A 17,831-nucleotide genomic window follows, 5' to 3' on the forward strand; every position below is an offset into this window, starting at 1 on the left:
GTGAGTGAGGTTCGGCTACCCTAAGTCCGATTTCGGGAGATTCCCGATGCGAAAGAGGGTTGTCGTGAGGCGTGGAAGTGTCGGACGTGTGGGTCGCCGCACGGTGGTGGCCGTCGGACTGAGTGTCCTGGCGCTGGTGTCGGCGTGCTCGTCCGACACCGAGAGCGGATCTACCGAGGGGTCGGTGACCGTGACTCACGCCTACGGCGAGACCGTCGTGCCGGCCGATCCGCAGCGTGTGGTCTCGGTCGGACTGACCGAGCAGGACACCCTGCTGGCTCTCGGCGTCGTTCCCGTCGGTGTCACGGAGTGGTACGGAGAGCAGCCGGACGCGACGTGGCCCTGGGCTCACGATCTGCTGGGTGACGCCCGGCCCGAGGTGCTCACCCAGGACGACGGCATCCAGTTCGAGAAGGTCACCGCCCTCGAACCCGACCTCATCATCGGCACCAACGCCGGCATGACGCAGGACGACTACACCCGGTTGAGCGCCATCGCCCCGACCATCGCCCACAGCGACGTCGATTCCCCCTACTTCGAGCCGTGGGATCAGCAGACCCGCACCATCGGAGCCGCGCTCGGCAAGCCCGACGAGGCGGAGACGCTCGTCGAGAACGTCCGCACCCGGTACCGAGAGGCTGCCGAGGCCCACCCCGAGTTCGCGGGGAAGAAGGCCGTCCTCCTGCAGAACGCGATCTACGACGGCAACGCCATCGCCTATCAGGATGGTCTGAGCACGGACTTCCTCACCTCGCTCGGGTTCGAGATCCCGTCCGAGCTCGACGCCTTCGTCCAGGAGGAGGACGCCCAGGCGTACATCCCGTTGGAGAACCTCTCCGTGCTCGACAGCGCCGACGTGCTGCTCTGGGCCACCGAGTCCCCGGAGGACCGCGCGACCCTCGAGGCCGACCCGGTGTACTCGTCGTTGCAGGAGGTGCGGGAGAACAGGCTCGTCTTCACCGACGCGATCACGGCCGGCGCCATCTACTTCACCTCGCCGCTGAGCCTGCCGTACCTGCTCGACTCGCTCGTACCGGCATTCGAGAGCACCCTCGCGGGTGACGGAGCGGCCACCACCACGGCCCCCGCCTGACCCCTCCGGCCTGCCCGCCCCACCTGCACGACCGGCCTCCGGCCTGCCCGCCCCACCTGCACGACCGGCCTCCGGCCTGCCCGCCCCACCTGCACGACCGGCCTCCGGCCTGCCCGCCCCACCTGCACGACCGGCCTCCGGCCTGCCCGGGACCCCGGCCGTGGTGACGTGCAGATATTCTGTACGTCACCACGGCCGTCTCGTCAGGAGTACCCCATCACCAATTTTGCGGACACGACGTTCACGGATCCCACCAGGATCCGTAACTTCTGCATCATCGCCCACATCGACCATGGCAAGTCGACGCTGGCCGACCGCATGCTGCAGCTCACCGGTGTCATCGACGACCGGTCGATGCGCGCGCAGTACCTCGATCGCATGGACATCGAGCGTGAGCGCGGCATCACCATCAAGGCGCAGAACGTCCGCCTGCCGTGGAAGGTGGGGGACACCGAGCACGTCCTGCACCTGATCGACACTCCCGGGCACGTCGACTTCACCTACGAGGTGTCGCGTGCACTCGAGGCGTGCGAGGGTGCCGTGCTCCTCGTCGATGCTGCACAGGGCATCGAGGCGCAGACGCTCGCGAACCTCTACCTGGCACTCGAGAAGGATCTGACGATCATTCCGGTGCTGAACAAGATCGACCTGCCCGCGGCCGACCCCGACCGCTACGCCGCGGAGATCGCCCACATCGTCGGGTGCGAGGCGGACGACGTGTTGCGCGTCTCGGGCAAGACCGGCATGGGCGTCGAGGCACTGCTGGACGAGGTGGTCCGTCTGGTGCCCGCGCCCGTCGGCGACGCCGACGGCCCCGCACGGGCCATGATCTTCGACTCCGTCTACGACGCGTACCGCGGCGTGGTGACGTACGTGCGTGTGGTGGACGGCAAGATCCTGCCGCGCGAGAAGGTCACCATGATGTCGACCGGTTCGACGCACGAGCTCGTCGAGGTGGGCATCGTCTCGCCGGACCCCAAGGCGACGAAGGGCCTCGGCGTCGGTGAGGTCGGCTATCTCATCACCGGCGTCAAGGACGTGCGTCAGTCGAAGGTGGGAGACACCGTCACCAGCGCCCGCAACGGCGCGACCGAAGCGCTCACCGGATACCGCGAGCCACGGCCGATGGTCTACTCGGGTCTCTACCCGGTGGACGGATCCGATTACCCCGATCTGCGCGACGCCCTCGAGAAGTTGCAGCTCAACGACGCCGCCCTCACCTACGAACCGGAGACGTCCGTCGCACTCGGGTTCGGTTTCCGCTGCGGATTCCTCGGTCTGCTGCACATGGAGATCACCCGCGAGCGCCTCGAGCGCGAGTTCGGGCTCGACCTGATCTCGACCTCGCCCAACGTCGTGTACCGGGTGGAGATGAACGACGGCGCCGAGCACATCGTCACCAACCCGTCGTACTGGCCGGAAGGCAAGGCGCGCGCGGTGTTCGAGCCGATGGTCAAGTGCACCATCATCTCGCCGAGCGAGTTCATCGGGTCCATCATGGAGCTGTGCCAGAGCCGTCGCGGTGAGCTCGGCGGCATGGACTACCTGTCGGAGACCCGCGTCGAGCTGCGCTACACCATCCCGATGGCCGAGATCATCTTCGACTTCTTCGACATCCTCAAGTCACGCACCCGCGGCTACGCGAGCCTCGACTACGAGGAGATCGGCGAGGAGTCGGCCAACCTGGTGAAGGTGGACATCCTGCTGCAGGGCGAGGCCGTCGACGCGTTCTCTGCCATCGTGCACGCCGACGCGGCCGGTGCCTACGGCAACAAGATGACCACCCGACTCAAGGACCTGATCCCGCGCCAGCAGTACGAGATCCCGATCCAGGCGGCGATCGGGTCGAAGATCATCGCGCGCGAGAACATCCGTGCGATCCGCAAGGACGTCCTGGCGAAGTGCTACGGCGGTGACATCAGCCGTAAGCGCAAACTGCTCGAGAAGCAGAAGGCCGGCAAGAAGCGGATGAAGACCATCGGTCGTGTCGACGTGCCACAGGAGGCGTTCGTCGCCGCCCTGTCCACCGACGCGTCTGCGGACAAGAAGAAGTAGGTCCGCGGTCGCTCCCGCGGGGACACCCATGACCAGGACCCCGCCGTCCGGCACCGGGTCCGCAGGCGACGACGATCCGCCGTCGCTGGTCGACGCGGATCTGCTGCGTACTCCGCCGGCGACTCCGCGCGGAGTGCGCACGCGCGCTGCGCTCGTCGCGGCGGCGCGGGTGGTGTTCGAGCGTGCCGGGTACCTCGACGCCCGTCTGGTGGACATCACCGCCGAGGCTCGCTGCTCGTCCGGCACGTTCTACACCTACTTCGCGAGCAAGGAAGAGATCTTCGCGGCGGTGCTCGAGGTGTCGCAGGACGACATGATGCACCCCGGTACCGAACACGTGCCGGACGACGGTGATCCGGTCGCCGTCATCGAGGCGAGCACACGCGCGTACTTCGAGGCGTACGAACGCAATGCGAAGCTGATGGAACTGCTCGAACAGGTGGCGGCCATCGACATCCGGTTCCGGCGGCTCCGACGCAACCGTGCCGACGCGTTCGTCCGTCGCAACGCGCGCAGCATCGCCGGTCTCCAGCGACGAGGCCTGGCGGACAGCGGCGTGGATCCCGTCGTCGCATCACTCGCGTTGTCGGGCATGATCTCCCGACTGGCGTTCACCCATTTCGTGGTGGAGCCGTCCCTCGGCGAGTCGCCGACGTGGTCGTCGGATCAGCTGGTGCACGCGGCGACGCGCCTGTGGGTCAACGCTCTCCGACTCGACTGACCGTCACGAGTGCGGGTGGCCGTGGGCGGGCTGGAACTGCCCGGCCTGCGCTGCCTCCTCCGCCCGGATGACGTGCACCACGGCGTTGATCAGCGCGAGGTGGGTGAACGCTTGCGGGAAGTTGCCCAGGTGCCGGCCCGTCTTCGCGTCGATCTCCTCCGCGTAGAGCTTCAGCGGGCTCGCGAACCCGAGCAGCCGTTCGCACAGTCGCTTCGCGCGGTGCAGTTCGCCGATCTCGACCAGTGCGGACACCAACCAGAACGAGCAGATGGTGAAGGTGCCCTCCTCGCCGGAGAGCCCGTCGTCCGTGGTGTCGACGCGGTAGCGCAGTACCAGGCCGTCCTCGGTGAGCTCGTCGGCGATGGCGAGCACCGTCGCCCGGACGCGCTCGTCGTCCGAGGGCAGGAACCGCAGGAGCGGCACCAGCAGCAACGAGGCGTCGAGTGAGTCGTCGCCGTATCGCTGGGTGAAGACTCCGCGCGAGTCGACGCCGTGTTCGAGAACGTCGGCCTTGATCTCGTCGGCGATGCTCGACCATTCCTCGGCGTACGCCTTCTCGCCGTGCAGTACAGCAAGTTTCGCTCCGCGGTCGAGCGCCACCCAGCACATCACCTTGGACGACGTGAAGTGCTGCGGTTCCCCACGTACCTCCCAGATGCCCCGGTCGGGCTCGCGCCAGTGCTCGATCGCTTCCTCCACCTGACGCTTGAGCAAGGGCCACAGCGACTCCGGAACATTCTCCCGCGAGCGCACGTGCAGGTAGACGGAATCGAGCATCGTGCCCCAGATGTCGTGCTGCACCTGGTTGTAGGCACCGTTACCGATGCGCACGGGGACGGCTCCGTCGTACCCGGAAAGGTGTCCGAGCTCCTCCTCCTCCAGCGTGCGTTCGCCGCCGATGCCGTACATCACCTGCAGCGGAACGGGTTCGCCGTCGGGGCCCGACGTCACGTCGGAGATGAAGGCGAAGAAATCGTTGGCCTCGCGATCGAGCCCGAGCGTGTACAGACCCCACAGGGCGAAGGTGGAGTCGCGTACCCAGGCGTACCGGTAGTCCCAGTTCCGCTCTCCGCCCGGCGTCTCCGGCAACGACGTGGTGCTCGCGGCGAGCAGCGCGCCGGTCGGTGCGTACGTGAGACCCTTGAGGGTGAGCGCGCTGCGCTGCAGGAACCCGCGCCACGGATGGTCGGGAAAGCGGCCGATGGTGATCCACTGGCGCCAGCACTCCGCTGTCTGCCACATCTTCTCGGCGGACTCCTCGAAGGTGCGGGGAGGATCGAGCGTCGACCACGACAGCGCGACGAACACGTTGTCGCCCTCCGTCATTCGAGTCCGGGCGCGGGCCTCTCGCCCCTCGAGGCCGATGCGCAGATTGGTGGTCAACTTGAGAGTGGGTTCGGTGCCGTCGCCCGCCGTGGCGGTGGCCGTCGCCTCCTCGTAGACGTTGCCGGTGTACTCCCATACGGCAGGCTTGCGGTGGTAGTCGAACGCGGGCTCACAACTCATCTCGAGCTCGACCGTTCCGCTGACACACTTGACGCTGCGGATGAGGCAGTGCTCGGCGTCCCAGTCGGACGGAGCCCGGCGGTGCGTACGGGAGCGCTCGTCCGTGTTGTGCCACTTGCCCATCACCAGAGCGTCGCGGACCACCAACCATCCGGTCTCGGTCTGCCACGTGGTCTCGACGATCAGACCGCCCGGGAGATAGCGCCGCGCCGCGGGCACGTTCTGGCCGTAGGGGCCGATGCGGAACTGCCCGGCGCCGCGATCGAGCACCGCTCCGAAGATGCTGGGGGAGTCCGGTCGCGGAATGCACATCCACTCCACCGCACCGTTGCGAGCGATCAGACACGTGGTCTCGCAGTCCGACAGGAAGGCGTAGTCGTCGATCGGCGGAAACGTCGTGCGATGCGGCAGCCACGTCTGGGCCGTGCCGGGAACGGTGTCGAGCGCGCCGCCCTCCTCGGCTGGCTCGGCCGCGCCGGGGCCGAAGACGGCTTCCCCCGCGCTGGCGACGCGGGGGACCACGGACTGTTCGTCGAACGGGCTCATCCGCCCATCATGAAGCCGTCCGGCGCCCCAGTCCACCGCGGAGAGCGAGGGACTACTGTCGTGAGGTGTGAACGCAGTGGCCACGTGGTGGGACGGAGTCGAACTCTGGATCGCCGGGTTGCCGTTCGTACCCCAGGTCGCCGTCGTCCTGCTGGTGGTCGTGCCGGCAGCGGCACTCACCGCGTACGTCGTCGACATCGTGTTGTCTGCGCTCTTCGATGCCAGGCGGCGCTACTTCCGCCGGACACCCGCCGACCGGGACCCCGCAGCCGTGACCACCGGCGACTCCGACCCCCGAGAGAAGTGACACCGTGCCCCGCTCCCGTGTGACCCTGGCCCTCATCGCGCTGATCGTGCTGGTGATCGTCGCGTGGCTGCTGACTCGGTAGCAGGCTCTCCCCGACTTTCTGCTAAATTCTCGGCTGTGTCCGACGCAGCCCCGCACCCGATCCGCCATGAACTGGCGCTGATCGCTGTCGGCATGCTCGCGGTCGCTGACGTCGACTGTCGCTGACCCCACACGGCGCGCCCTCACCGATTCCGGCGCGTTCCGCTCGTCAGTTCCGTCCATCACCGCTGTTCATGTCCGTGCCGCCGCGCGCTCGCGTGTGTCGCACTCCTCGAGAGGTCCACCGTGTTCCCATCACGTCGTGTCCGCCTGCTGTCCGCCGCCTCCGTCGCGGCCGCCCTCACCCTGACCGCGTGCTCCACCGGGTCCTCCGACACCGTCGGTGAGACCGCCGCGTCCACGTCCGGTCCGTCGCTCACCCTCGTCGGGTACGCCGTGCCCAAGAACGGGTGGGATGCCATCGGCGCCGCGTTCGCCTCCACCGAGAACGGCGACAACGTCACCATCAACGCCGACTACGGCGCCTCGGGCAACCAGTCCCGCAAGGTCGCCGACGGCGCACCGGCCGACATCGTCAACTTCTCGGTCGAGCCCGACGTCACCCGACTGGTGAAGGCCGGCAAGGTCGACGAGGCCTGGAACCAGAACGCCTACGGTGGCGTGCCGTTCGGCTCCGTGGTGTCCATCGTGACGCGACCGGGCAACCCGAAGAACATTCGCACGTGGGAGGACCTGATCCGCCCCGACGTGCAGGTCATCAGCCCCAGCCCGCTCAGCTCCGGCTCGGCGAAGTGGAACTTGTTGGCCCCCTACGCCTCCGTGAGCAACGGCGGCCAGGATCGCCAGGCCGGCCTGGACTACGTCACCGAACTGGTGAAGCACTTCCCGGTGCAGCCCGACTCCGGCCGCTCCGCGTCCGAGGCGTTCCTCCAGGGCCAGGGCGACGTCCTGCTCAGCTACGAGAACGAGGCGCTGTTGCTCGAGGGGCAGGGTCAGCCGGTGGAGCACATCGTTCCGGACCAGACCTTCCGCATCGACAACCCCGTCGCGGTCGTCAACTCCAGCGCGAATCTCGAGCAGGCCAACGCGTTGAACGACTACCTCTACACCGCGGAGGGCCAGAAGATCTGGGCCGACAGCGGTTTCCGTCCCGTCGACCCCGCAGTCGCCGCCGACTACACCGACAAGTTCCCGACGCCGCAGAAGCTGTACACCATCGACGACCTCGGTGGCTGGGCTGCGGTGGACAGTGACCTGTTCGGCGAGAACGGTGCCATCAACGCGATCTACAAGGCATCGAGCTGACCATGACGACAGAGGTCGCCGGTCGGCGAAAACTACTCTCCCGCCGGCCGGCCTCCGGCCTTCCCGCCCGTCGCCGACCGGCCTCCGGCCTTCCCGCCCGTCGCCGGCCGGCCTCCCATCTTCCCGGGGGATCGCTCACGCTCGGCACCGTCGTCCTGTGGCTCTCGATCATCGTCCTGCTGCCCCTGGCGGCCGTGCTGAGTCGCTCCCTGTCCGACGGACCCGCCGAGTTCTGGGACGCGGTCACCGATCCGCGGGCGCTGGCCACTCTGCGCGTGACGGTGCAGGTCTCGGTGGTGGCGGCGCTGATCAACGTGGTGATGGGCACCGTCATCGCCTGGGTGTTGGTGCGAGACGACTTCCCGGGCAAGTCCGTCGTCAACGCCCTGATCGACCTGCCGTTCGCCCTGCCCACCATCGTCGCGAGCCTGGTGCTCCTGTCGCTGTACGGACCGATGAGTCCGGTGGGCATCACGTTGAACGCCACCAAGGCCGGTGTCGTGCTCGCCCTCGCCTTCGTCACGCTTCCGTTCGTCGTCCGCGCGGTGCAGCCGGTCCTCATCGAGCTCGACCGGGAAGTGGAGGAAGCGGCCGCCTCGCTCGGTGCGAGCAATCTGGTGATCTTCCGGCGGGTCGTGCTGCCAGTGCTGCTGCCGTCGATCCTCTCGGGTGCCGGACTGGCCTTCTCGCGGGCACTCGGCGAGTTCGGATCGGTCGTCCTCATCGGTGGCAACATTCCCGGCGAGACGCAGATCGCGTCGCAGCTCATCCGCGAGCAGATCGAGACCGATCAGCCCGTCGACGCGGCCGCGATCTCGGTGGTGCTGTTGCTCATCGCCTTCGTGGTGCTGTTCGTGCTGCGCATCTCCGGTAGCCGCCTCGCCCGGCGGGAGGAGCAGAAGTGAAGCTGTCCACCGGAACTCGACTGAGCCTCCGTACGGTCGCGCTGCTCTATCTGGCCGTGCTGGTGGTGTTCCCGCTGGGCGCGATCCTGTACCGCACGTTCGAGAACGGCATCGTCTCGTTCTTCCAGCTCATCACCACACCGGCCGCACAGTCGGCGTTGCAGTTGTCGCTGATCATCGTCGCGATCGTCGTGCCGCTGAACGTGGTGTTCGGCGTCGTCACGGCCCTGGCTCTCGCGCGCGGCAACTTCCGTGGCAAGGGTCTCGTGCAGGCGGTCGTCGATCTCCCGTTCGCCGTGTCCCCGGTCATCGTGGGTGTCGCGCTCATCCTGCTGTGGGGTGCCGGCGGCTGGTTCGGCTTCCTCGCCGAGTGGGGCATCACGATCATCTTCGCGCTGCCCGGCATGGTGCTGGCCACCATCTTCGTCACGCTGCCGTTCGTGGTGCGCGAGGTGGAACCGGTGCTGCACGAGATCGGACAGGAACAGGAGGAGGCCGCGGCCACGCTGGGCGCGACGTCGTGGCAGACCTTCTGGCGCATCACGCTTCCCGCCATCCGCTGGGGGCTGACGTACGGCGTCGTCCTGACGGTCGCCCGCGCACTCGGCGAGTTCGGTGCCGTCATCATCGTCTCCACTAACCTGCCGGGCATCTCGCAGACGCTGACGCTGCTGGTGAACGCCAGGTACGAGGACTTCAACCAACCGGGCGCGTATGCCGCGTCGACACTTCTCATGGTCGTCGCCGTCATCGTGTTGCTGCTGATGACGGTTCTGGACCGCAAGCGAACCAAGGAATGAGCACCGTGACGACGACGACCACGACGACAGAGAAGCGCACGGGCGGCATCGAGATCTCTGTCCGGGGAGCGCAAAAGAACTACGGCGACTTCGCGGCCCTCGACGACGTGTCCCTCGACATCCCGTCCGGATCGTTGACGGCGCTGCTGGGGCCCAGCGGGTCGGGCAAGTCGACACTGTTGCGGTCGATCGCCGGACTCGAGGAGCTGGACTCCGGCGTGGTGGTCATCGCCGGCGACGATGTCACCACCGTCAGTCCGCAGAAGCGCGACATCGGATTCGTCTTCCAGCACTACGCCGCGTTCAAGCACCTCACCGTGCGCAAGAACGTCGCCTTCGGGCTCGAGATCCGCAAGCGGCCCAAGGCCGAGATCGACGAACGCGTCGATCAGCTGCTCGACATCGTCGGCCTCTCGGGATTCCAGACGCGCTTCCCGGCGCAACTGTCCGGTGGCCAGCGTCAGCGCATGGCCCTGGCCCGCGCGCTCGCCGTGGACCCGCGGGTGCTGCTGCTCGACGAGCCGTTCGGTGCCCTGGACGCCAAGGTGCGGGCCGATCTCCGCACGTGGCTCCGTCGACTGCACGACGAGGTGCACGTCACCACGGTGCTCGTCACGCACGATCAGCAGGAGGCGCTGGACGTCGCCGACCGGATCGCGGTCATGAACAAGGGCCGGATCGAGCAGGTGGGCGCTCCTCGCGATCTCTACGACACCCCGGCGAACGATTTCGTCATGTCCTTCCTCGGCGAGGTGTCGCGGCTCAACGGCCAGCTGGTCCGTCCGCACGACATCCGGGTCGGCCGCACACCGGAACTCGCGAACGCGCAGCAGACCGGCACGGCCGAGAACGCGGGGGTGTTGCGGGCGACCGTCGAGCGTGTCGTGCACCTGGGCTTCGAGGTGCGGGTGGAGCTGCGTAACGGCGCCACCAACGAACTGTTCTTCGCGCAGATCACCCGCGGCGACAACGAGGCGCTGGGGCTGCAGAGCGGGGAGACGGTGTACGTGCGTGCCACGCGCGTGCCGGTGATCCCCGGCTGATGCACGCGCATCCCCGACGCGGGGACGTGCGTCGCGCAACGTGAGTGCTCCGCGGCCGAGCGCACACGATTTGTGTCGAGTGAACACACGGTGCGGCATGCCGTAGGGGGTGTGCGCTCGCCACAACTCGTGTGCACACACCGTGCAGCGTCTGCGCTAGCCGCGTGAGTGCTCCGCGGCCGAGCGCACACGATTTGTGTCGAGTGAACACAGGGTGCGGCATGCCGTAGGGGGTGTGCGCTCGCCACAACGCGTGTGCACACACCGTGCAGCGTCCGTGCTTGCCGCGTGAGGGCTCCGCGGCCGAGCGCACATCACTTGTGTCGAGTGAACACAGGGTGCGGCATGCCGTTGGGGGTGTGCGCTCATCGCAGCTCGTGTGCACACACCGTGCAGCAACCCCCGACCACCCTGACCCTGGACACTTGCCCCCGGTTACCGGTGGCTGGAGTCCACGATCAGGGCGCAACCCCTTCGACGGAGGCTACTTCTCCAGGGCGCGCAGCACGGCTGCCGCGACCTCGGCCGGCGTCGCGGTGTCGTCGGCATCGACGTGATGATCGGTGACCGGGATCCCGGCCGCAGCGATCTCGACCCGCGCGGCAGCGAGATCCTCGCCGTCCGCCGACGAGATGGGCACGATCGCGACCACTCCGGCATCCGCGAACAACCGGGCCAACCGGGCGAGTTGCACCGTCGCGGCGCGGGTTCCGGCTGCGGCGTCGATGTCGAGGACTCCGCGGACGTTGTCACCGCCGATGATGTAGGCGGTGCGACCGGAGGCGGTCAGTGCGTCCTCGAGCGCGACGGCGACCGCGGCCTTGTGCGAGGACGGGTGGCCGGTGAGCCAGATCGTCGCACCGTGCTGACCGGTACGGCGGACACGCTCGTCGCGGGTGATCGACGACGGAACCCAGGACGGGGTGTCCGAGCGGTCGAGCACCGCGCGGGACCCCTCGATGATGCCCGCGGCCACGGTGTCGTTCGTGTGCTCGTCCAGCAGGATGAACGCACCGGAGTCGCGGTTGTCCGCGTAGTCGTCCGTCACGATCACCGCACTGGTTCGCAGTGTCACCCGCGCGATGTCGTTGAGCGACAGGTTCTCCGAGCCGGGATGCTCGTCGAGCGTCTCCGGATCGAGTCGCGAGTGGATGCGCTGCACCGTCGCGCGCACCGTGGTGGTGGTGTGCTTGATCGCAAGTCGGTCGCCGACACCGAGAGGTGCCTCCGCCAGCCAGCACACGGTGGCATCGAATTCCCTTGCGAGCGTGGGCAGGTGGGCGTCGGGCTCGCCACTGACCAGGACGTCGCCGCGGGCCACGTCGATGTCGTCGGCCAGTTCGACGGAGACGCTGAGCGGAGCCACGGCGACGTCGCGGGCGTCGTCCAGCGTGTCGAGTGCCGTGACCACACTGCGCGATCCGGACGGCAGCGCGACGATCGAGTCGCCGATCTGCACGGTGCCGGCGGACAGCCGGCCGGTGTACCGACGGCGTTCGCCGTCGGTGGGGCGAGAGACCCACTGCACGGGCAACCGGAGCTCCGTGGCGACCGGTGCGGGAGCGACCAGGTCGATGCTCTCGAGGTGATCGAGCAGAGTGGGGCCCGTGTACCAGGGCATGGTCGAGGACGGCCGAACGACGTTGTCGCCCAGCTTCGCCGCGATCGGGATGACCAGGATCTCCGTGCCGAGGCGGGCACCGAGGTCGGCGAGCTCGCGCTCGACGTCACGGAAGCGTGACTCGTCGAAGTCGATGAGATCCATCTTGTTGACGGTCGCCACCAGGCGGTCGACACCCACGAGCGTCGCGATCCGGGCGTGACGACGCGTCTGCCGCAACACGCCGGCGCGGGCGTCCACGAGCAGGATGGCGACGTTCGCGTTGGAGGCGCCCGTGAACATGTTGCGCGTGTAGCGCTCGTGTCCCGGGGTGTCTGCGAGGACGTAGCTGCGACTCGGCGTGGAGAAGAAGCGGTAGGCGACATCGATGGTGATGCCCTGCTCGCGCTCGGCACGCAGACCGTCCGACAGGGCGGCGAGGTCGGCCACGCCCTCCTCGTCGGTCACGGCGTCGAGGTGATCGAGCGGAAGACTGTCCGTGTCGTGCAGCAGCCGCCCGATGAGGGTGGACTTGCCGTCGTCGACGGAGCCGGCCGTGGCGATGCGCAGCAGCTGACGCGGGGCGGTGGGAGCCGGGGACACCGGAACGTCCGACACCGGAAGCGGATTGGTGATGGTCATCAGAAGTACCCCTCGCGCTTGCGATCTTCCATCGCGGCTGTGGACGTGCGGTCGTCGGCGCGGGTCTCGCCGCGCTCGGACACGGTGGCCGCGGAGATCTCCGTGATCACCCCGGCGATGTCGGTGGCGTGCGAGCGCACGGCGCCGGTGATGGTGAGGTCACCCACCGTGCGGTAGCGCACCATCTCGACGGCAGCGGTCTCGTGCTCGGTCGGGGAGGTGAACTCCGAGGTGGCGAGCAGGATGCCGTCGCGCTCGAACACCTCGCGCTCGTGGGCGAAGTAGATGGACGGCAGTTCGAGCTGCTCGAGCTCGATGTACCGCCAGATGTCCAGCTCGGTCCAGTTGCTCAGCGGGAACACGCGAACCTGCTCACCGCGCTTGATGCGGCCGTTGTACAGCGACCACGGCTCGGGTCGTTGGGCCCGCGGATCCCACTGGCCGAACTCGTCGCGGAAGCTCAGCACACGCTCCTTGGCGCGCGCACGCTCCTCGTCGCGCCGCGCACCACCGAAGGCGGCGTCGAACTTGTTCTCCTCCAACGCGTCCAGCAACGTCCGGGTCTGGAGACGGTTGCGTGAGCCGGAGGACCCGCCGACCTCGCGGACGCGACCGGAGTCGATCGACTCCTGGACGGACGCGACGACGAGGCGATGGCCGCCCTCCTCGAGTCGTCGGTCGCGGAACTCGATGACCTCGGGGAAGTTGTGTCCGGTGTCGACGTGCATCACCGGGAAGGGAACGGGGGAGGGGCGAAACGCCTTCTCCGCCAGGCGGAGCAGGACGATGGAGTCCTTGCCCGCCGAGAACAGCAGTACGGGGCGTTCGAGCTCGGCCACCACCTCGCGGATGATGTGCACGGACTCGGCCTCGAGTGCCCGGAGCTCGTCGACGTGGGTGACGTCCACGCTCGTGGCGGCTGTCATCGGGTTCCTTCCTCGGTCGAGTGCAGTCCGCACTCGGTCTTGGTGCTGCCGGCCCAGCGACCGCTGCGCGGGTCCGCTCCGGGAGCGGGCTTGGCCGTGCACGGTGCGCACCCGATCGACGGGTAGCCCTCGTCGACGAGCGGGTTCACGAGGATGCCGTGCTCGTCGATGTAGGACTGCATCTCGTCGTCGGACCACGCCGCGATCGGGTTGATCTTCACCAGGCCGAACGCCTCGTCGAAGGAGATCAGCGGCGAGTTGGCGCGTGTGGGCGCCTCGACGCGGCGGATGCCGGTGACCCAGGCGCTGTAGTTCGCCAGCTCACGCTTCAGCGGCACGACCTTGCGCAGTGCGCAGCAGCGTGCGGGATCGCGGGCGAAGAGATCCTTGCCCTCGAGCCTGTCCTGCTCGGCCACCGACACGGTCGTCTTCGCGTCGATGACGTTGACCCCGTAGACCGACTCGACGGCGTCACGAGTACCGATGGTCTCGGCGAAGTGGTAGCCGGTCTCCAGGAAGAGCACGTCGACACCCGGATGCACCTGCGCGGCCAGATGGACCAGCGCGCCGTCCTGCATGTTCGACGCGACGATGTAGTCGTCGCCGAAGGTGTCCTCGGTCCAGCGCATGAGCTCGTCCGCCGAGGCGCCGTCCATCTCCCGCCCACCCCGCTCGGCGATGGCGCGGAGCTCGGACTCGGTCAGGTGGCGATGGGTGGCGACGCTCATGAGACAACCTTTCGCGGGCGGACGGTCCAGGAGACAACGCGGGGGCGGGACACGCGATTCCCGTGCTCGCTCACTGCAGATCCGCGTCGTCGGCGCGTACGGCCCACTGCGCGAACCGCTCGCCCTCGTCGCGCTGCTTCACGAAGTTGCGGACGACCCGGTCGATGTAGTCGCCCAGCTCGGCGCTGGTGACCTTGTGCTGGCGCAACTTCCGGCCGAAGGCACTGTCGAAGCCGAGGCTTCCACCGAGATGGACCTGGAAGCCCTCCACCTGCCCGCCGTCACCGTCGTCCACCAGTTGGCCCTTGAACCCGATGTCGGCGACCTGCGAGCGAGCGCACGAGTTGGGGCAGCCGTTGATGTTCACGGTGATGGGGACGTCGAGCTGCGCGTTGACGTCGCCCAGCCGCTGCTCGAGTTCGGGGACGAGCTCCTGCGAACGCTTGCGGGTCTCGGCGAAGGACAGCTTGCAGAACTCGATGCCGCTGCACGCCATCAGGTTCTTGCGCCAGATGGACGGCCGCGCCGGCAGACCCAGCGCGTCCATCTCGGTGATGAAGTCCTCGAGCTTCTCGTCGGAGATGTCCAGGACGATGAGCTTCTGGTACGGGGTGAACCGGATGCGATCCGACCCTGCCCGCGCGGCCGCGTCGGCGACCTTCGTCAGGATGGTGCCGGAGACGCGGCCCGCGATGGGGGCGAGTCCGACGGCATTGAGGCCGTTCTTCAGCTTCTGGACCCCGACGTGGTCGACGGGCCGGGTCGGCTTCTCGGGGGCGGGGCCGTCGAGAAGCGGCCGCTTCAGGTACTCGGTCTCGAGCACTTCCCGGAACTTCTCCACGCCCCAGTCCTTGACCAGGAACTTCAGCCGCGCCTTGTTGCGCAGACGCCGGTACCCGTAGTCACGGAAGATCGAGACGACGCCTTCCCACACGTCGGCGACCTCGTGCAGCGGCACCCAGACCCCGAGTCGCTGCGCGAGCATGGGATTGGTGGACAGACCGCCGCCGACCCAGACGTCGAGGCCGGGGCCGTGCTCGGGATGGTTCACCCCGATGAAGGCGATGTCGTTGACCTCGTGGACCACGTCCTGCTGGCCGGAGATCGCGGTCTTGAACTTGCGGGGGAGGTTCGAGTACTCCGGCCGGCCGATGTAGCGCTCGACGATCTCGTCGATGGCGGGCGTGGGATCGAGGACTTCGTCGAGCGACTCGCCGGCGAGCGGGGAGCCCAGCACGACGCGCGGGCAGTCGCCGCACGCCTCGGTGGTCTTCAGACCGACAGACTCGATGCGGCGCCAGATCTCGGGGACGTTCTCCACCTCGATCCAGTGATACTGCACGTTCTCCCGGTCGGACAGATCGGCGGTGTCGCGGCCGAACTCCTGCGAGATCTCACCCAGAGTGCGCAACTGCAACGCGCTGAGTGCGCCGGCATCGCAGCGGATGCGCATCATGAAGTACTTCGCTTCGAGCAGGTCGATGTTCTCGTCGCCCGTGAAGGTGCCGTCGTAGCCCTGCTCGCGCTGGGTGTAGAGCCCCCACCAGCGGAAGCGCCCGCGCAGATCGGCCTTGTCGATGCTGTCGAAACCCTGCTTGGAGTAGATGTTCTCGATCCGCGCGCGGACGTTGAGCGGGTTGTCGTCCTTCTTGCTCTGTTCGTTCGCGTTGAGCGGTTCCCGGTAGCCGAGTGCCCACTGGCCCTCGGACCTCCGCTTGGCGGGACGGGTCGACCGTGCGCGCGGCGCAGCGGTGTCGGGGGTGTTCGTCATGGGCGCTCCAAGGTCGGGCGCCGAACAGGAAGGGGTGTCTCGGAGGGCTGGTCCGCACACCTCGTCCCTGACCGGCCGGGGGTGTGCGGGCTGGCGGGAGGGTCAGACGAGCGGCCTCAGACAGCTGCAGACGCGTGCGAGATCGACGTGGCGCCGAGCCACGAGCATGATCTCCACGACTGTCATGATCCCCATTCTGCCACGACGCGGGTGCCTCCCCCGACCAGGGCGTCGACGAAGAGGGAGGAGGACACTGGTCCGGTGATCCCCGTTCCACTCGCTCCTCCGGCTGTCGGTGTGCTCGCACCCGAGTCGTTCGTCGATCGTCCGGCCGCGCCGTTCGGCCTCTACCTCCATGTGCCGTTCTGCGCGACGCGCTGCGGTTACTGCGACTTCAACACCTACACCGCCGGGGAGCTCGGAACGTCGGCGTCACCGCAGTCCTGGCTCGACGGAGTGCGCCGCGAGCTCGATCTCGCCGCGGCGACGTTCGCGCGGGAGTCGGGCAGCGTGCCCGGCGTCGACACCGTGTTCGTGGGCGGCGGAACGCCGTCGCTGCTCGGCGCCGACGGCCTCGCCGATCTCCTCGGTGCCGCGCGCTCGTCCTTCACGTTCTCGGCCGATGCCGAGGTGACGACGGAGTCGAATCCCGAGTCGACGTCGCCGGCCTTCTTCGACGGAATCCGCGCGGCCGGCTACACGCGCGTGTCGTTGGGCATGCAGTCGGCGGCACCGCACGTGCTCGCGATCCTCGACCGCACCCACACCCCGGGACGCGCCGGGGACGCGGCACGGGAAGCGGCGGCGGCCGGGTTCGACCACGTGAACCTCGACCTCATCTACGGAACGCCTGGGGAGAGTGACGACGACCTCGACGCGTCGTTGACGGCGGTGCTCGACGCCGGTGTCGACCACGTGTCCGCGTACGCGCTCATCGTCGAGGACGGGACGGCCCTGGCGAGACGGGTGCGCCGGGGCGAGCTCCCGGCTCCGGACGACGACGTGCTGGCGTCGCGCTACGAGCGGATCGACGCGCGTCTCGGCGCGGCCGGCCTCGGGTGGTACGAGGTGTCCAACTGGGCGCGGGGCGACGGTGCGGAGTGCCGACACAACCTGGGGTACTGGGACGGCGGTGACTGGTGGGGCATCGGTCCCGGCGCACACAGCCATGTGAACGGGACGCGGTTCTGGAACGTCAAGCATCCGGCGCGATACGCGGAGACGCTGGCGAACGGGGCGCTGCCGATCGCGGACAGCGAATCCCTCACGAGCGACGAGCAACACATGGAGCGTGTCATGTTGACCGCGCGGCTGCGGACGGGAATGGCCGCGGGTGATCTGTCAGCGGACGAGGTGGCCCGTGCGGACTCGATCGCCTCCGACGGGCTGCTCGTCCGTCTGGGCGATCGGTACGTCCTCACCGACCGTGGGCGGTTGCTCGCCGACGGGGTCGTGCGCGACATTCTCGAATGAGTGCCGCTCAGGCCCCGATCGCGTCGTAATCGAACACCCGCGCGTGCAGGACGACACGGTTTCGCAGCGCAGCCCGCACCGCCCGGTGCAGGCCGTCCTCGAGGTACACGACGCCGTGGTAATGCACGGCATGGGGAAACAGGTCCCCGTAGAACGTGCTGTCCTCGGACAGCAGACGGTCGAGTTCGAGCACCTTCGTGGTGGTCACGATCTCGTCCAGGCGCAACTGACGTGGCGGAATCTTGGACCAGTCGCGGAGCGACAGACCGTGCTCCGGATACGGCTTGCCGTCGCGCACTCCCTTGAAGATCACACCGGTCACAGTAGTGACTCGGGCGAGCGGAATGGGGCACCCGCGCGTCGCCGAC

16 protein-coding genes are annotated in these 17,831 nt (G+C 68.1%); 10 read left to right on the forward strand and 6 right to left on the reverse strand.

From position 1 onward, the window contains the following. Positions 1 to 64: 64 nt before the first annotated feature. The 3 genes from HQ325_RS18035 (at position 65) to HQ325_RS18045 (ending at position 3,869) form a co-directional block, all read left to right on the forward strand. A complete protein-coding gene (locus HQ325_RS18035) occupies positions 65 to 1,093 on the forward strand; it encodes an ABC transporter substrate-binding protein (RefSeq protein ID WP_308014714.1) in 1,029 nt (342 codons plus the stop codon). Between the two features lie 168 nt (positions 1,094 to 1,261). Next, positions 1,262 to 3,148 (forward strand): translation elongation factor 4, encoded by a 1,887-nt coding sequence (gene lepA / locus HQ325_RS18040; RefSeq protein WP_269320095.1) that lies wholly within the window; start codon positions 1,262 to 1,264, stop codon positions 3,146 to 3,148. A 28-nt stretch (positions 3,149 to 3,176) separates the two neighbouring features. After that, a complete protein-coding gene (locus HQ325_RS18045; protein WP_222631575.1) occupies positions 3,177 to 3,869 on the forward strand; it encodes a TetR/AcrR family transcriptional regulator in 693 nt (230 codons plus the stop codon). A gap of 3 nt (positions 3,870 to 3,872) precedes the next feature. Here the strand turns inward: HQ325_RS18045 and HQ325_RS18050 are convergent, their stop codons facing one another. Beyond that, a complete protein-coding gene (locus tag HQ325_RS18050) occupies positions 3,873 to 5,921 on the reverse strand; it encodes a glycoside hydrolase family 15 protein (RefSeq protein WP_027505707.1) in 2,049 nt (682 codons plus the stop codon). A gap of 67 nt (positions 5,922 to 5,988) precedes the next feature. On the opposite strand from HQ325_RS18050, the gene HQ325_RS18055 reads away from it, so the two are divergent. The 6 genes from HQ325_RS18055 to HQ325_RS18075 all read left to right on the forward strand — a co-directional run bounded on the left by HQ325_RS18055 (position 5,989) and on the right by HQ325_RS18075 (position 10,323). Next, a complete protein-coding gene (locus tag HQ325_RS18055) occupies positions 5,989 to 6,228 on the forward strand; it encodes a hypothetical protein (RefSeq protein WP_222632728.1) in 240 nt (79 codons plus the stop codon). Positions 6,229 to 6,345: 117 nt separating this feature from the next. Continuing rightward, complete coding sequence (locus HQ325_RS22995; RefSeq protein ID WP_321163718.1) at positions 6,346 to 6,435, forward strand: Ms4533A family Cys-rich leader peptide; 90 nt, start codon at positions 6,346 to 6,348, stop codon at positions 6,433 to 6,435. 120 nt (positions 6,436 to 6,555) lie between these two features. Beyond that, complete coding sequence (locus tag HQ325_RS18060) at positions 6,556 to 7,575, forward strand: sulfate ABC transporter substrate-binding protein (RefSeq protein ID WP_222631576.1); 1,020 nt, start codon at positions 6,556 to 6,558, stop codon at positions 7,573 to 7,575. A gap of 2 nt (positions 7,576 to 7,577) precedes the next feature. Next, positions 7,578 to 8,480 carry a sulfate ABC transporter permease subunit CysT gene (cysT, locus tag HQ325_RS18065; RefSeq protein WP_222631577.1) on the forward strand — a complete coding sequence of 301 codons (903 nt, stop codon included), beginning with the start codon at positions 7,578 to 7,580 and terminating at the stop codon, positions 8,478 to 8,480. Further along, positions 8,477 to 9,280: a sulfate ABC transporter permease subunit CysW gene (cysW, locus tag HQ325_RS18070; RefSeq protein ID WP_027505710.1), complete on the forward strand. Its 804-nt coding sequence runs from the start codon at positions 8,477 to 8,479 to the stop codon at positions 9,278 to 9,280. The genes cysT and cysW overlap by 4 nt, the downstream gene beginning before the upstream one ends. A 5-nt stretch (positions 9,281 to 9,285) precedes the next feature. Beyond that, on the forward strand, positions 9,286 to 10,323 hold the full coding sequence (locus tag HQ325_RS18075) for a TOBE-like domain-containing protein (RefSeq protein ID WP_308014712.1): 1,038 nt from the start codon (positions 9,286 to 9,288) through the stop codon (positions 10,321 to 10,323). 484 nt (positions 10,324 to 10,807) lie between these two features. Here the strand turns inward: HQ325_RS18075 and HQ325_RS18080 are convergent, their stop codons facing one another. From HQ325_RS18080 to HQ325_RS18095, 4 genes are all read right to left on the reverse strand, one after another. Next, positions 10,808 to 12,565: a GTP-binding protein gene (locus tag HQ325_RS18080; protein ID WP_222631579.1), complete on the reverse strand. Its 1,758-nt coding sequence runs from the start codon at positions 12,563 to 12,565 to the stop codon at positions 10,808 to 10,810. Beyond that, complete coding sequence (gene cysD, locus HQ325_RS18085; protein WP_222630395.1) at positions 12,565 to 13,491, reverse strand: sulfate adenylyltransferase subunit CysD; 927 nt, start codon at positions 13,489 to 13,491, stop codon at positions 12,565 to 12,567. The genes HQ325_RS18080 and cysD overlap by 1 nt, the downstream gene beginning before the upstream one ends. Further along, positions 13,488 to 14,219 carry a phosphoadenylyl-sulfate reductase gene (locus HQ325_RS18090; RefSeq protein ID WP_222631580.1) on the reverse strand — a complete coding sequence of 244 codons (732 nt, stop codon included), beginning with the start codon at positions 14,217 to 14,219 and terminating at the stop codon, positions 13,488 to 13,490. The genes cysD and HQ325_RS18090 overlap by 4 nt, the downstream gene beginning before the upstream one ends. A 70-nt stretch (positions 14,220 to 14,289) precedes the next feature. Continuing rightward, complete coding sequence (locus HQ325_RS18095) at positions 14,290 to 15,990, reverse strand: nitrite/sulfite reductase (RefSeq protein WP_222631581.1); 1,701 nt, start codon at positions 15,988 to 15,990, stop codon at positions 14,290 to 14,292. A 297-nt stretch (positions 15,991 to 16,287) separates the two neighbouring features. On the opposite strand from HQ325_RS18095, the gene hemW reads away from it, so the two are divergent. After that, positions 16,288 to 17,463: a radical SAM family heme chaperone HemW gene (gene hemW, locus HQ325_RS18100; RefSeq protein WP_308014775.1), complete on the forward strand. Its 1,176-nt coding sequence runs from the start codon at positions 16,288 to 16,290 to the stop codon at positions 17,461 to 17,463. A gap of 7 nt (positions 17,464 to 17,470) precedes the next feature. Here the strand turns inward: hemW and HQ325_RS18105 are convergent, their stop codons facing one another. After that, complete coding sequence (locus HQ325_RS18105) at positions 17,471 to 17,776, reverse strand: type II toxin-antitoxin system VapB family antitoxin (RefSeq protein WP_027505715.1); 306 nt, start codon at positions 17,774 to 17,776, stop codon at positions 17,471 to 17,473. Between the last annotated feature and the right edge of the window lie 55 nt (positions 17,777 to 17,831).

The sequence above is a fragment of the Rhodococcus sp. BP-349 genome (assembly GCF_019835845.1).
Lineage (GTDB): Bacteria > Actinomycetota > Actinomycetes > Mycobacteriales > Mycobacteriaceae > Rhodococcoides.

What these genes read in the sequence shown, in the direction of transcription:
- HQ325_RS18045 (WP_222631575.1), top strand. Translation starts at nt 3,177, where the DNA reads ATGACCAGGACCCCGCCGTCCGGCACCGGGTCCGCAGGCGACGACGAT.
- HQ325_RS18050 (WP_027505707.1), bottom strand. Translation starts at nt 5,921, where the DNA reads ATGAGCCCGTTCGACGAACAGTCCGTGGTCCCCCGCGTCGCCAGCGCG.
- cysT (WP_222631577.1), top strand. Translation starts at nt 7,578, where the DNA reads ATGACGACAGAGGTCGCCGGTCGGCGAAAACTACTCTCCCGCCGGCCG.
- HQ325_RS18080 (WP_222631579.1), bottom strand. Translation starts at nt 12,565, where the DNA reads ATGACCATCACCAATCCGCTTCCGGTGTCGGACGTTCCGGTGTCCCCG.
- cysD (WP_222630395.1), bottom strand. Translation starts at nt 13,491, where the DNA reads ATGACAGCCGCCACGAGCGTGGACGTCACCCACGTCGACGAGCTCCGG.
- HQ325_RS18090 (WP_222631580.1), bottom strand. Translation starts at nt 14,219, where the DNA reads ATGAGCGTCGCCACCCATCGCCACCTGACCGAGTCCGAGCTCCGCGCC.
- HQ325_RS18095 (WP_222631581.1), bottom strand. Translation starts at nt 15,990, where the DNA reads ATGACGAACACCCCCGACACCGCTGCGCCGCGCGCACGGTCGACCCGT.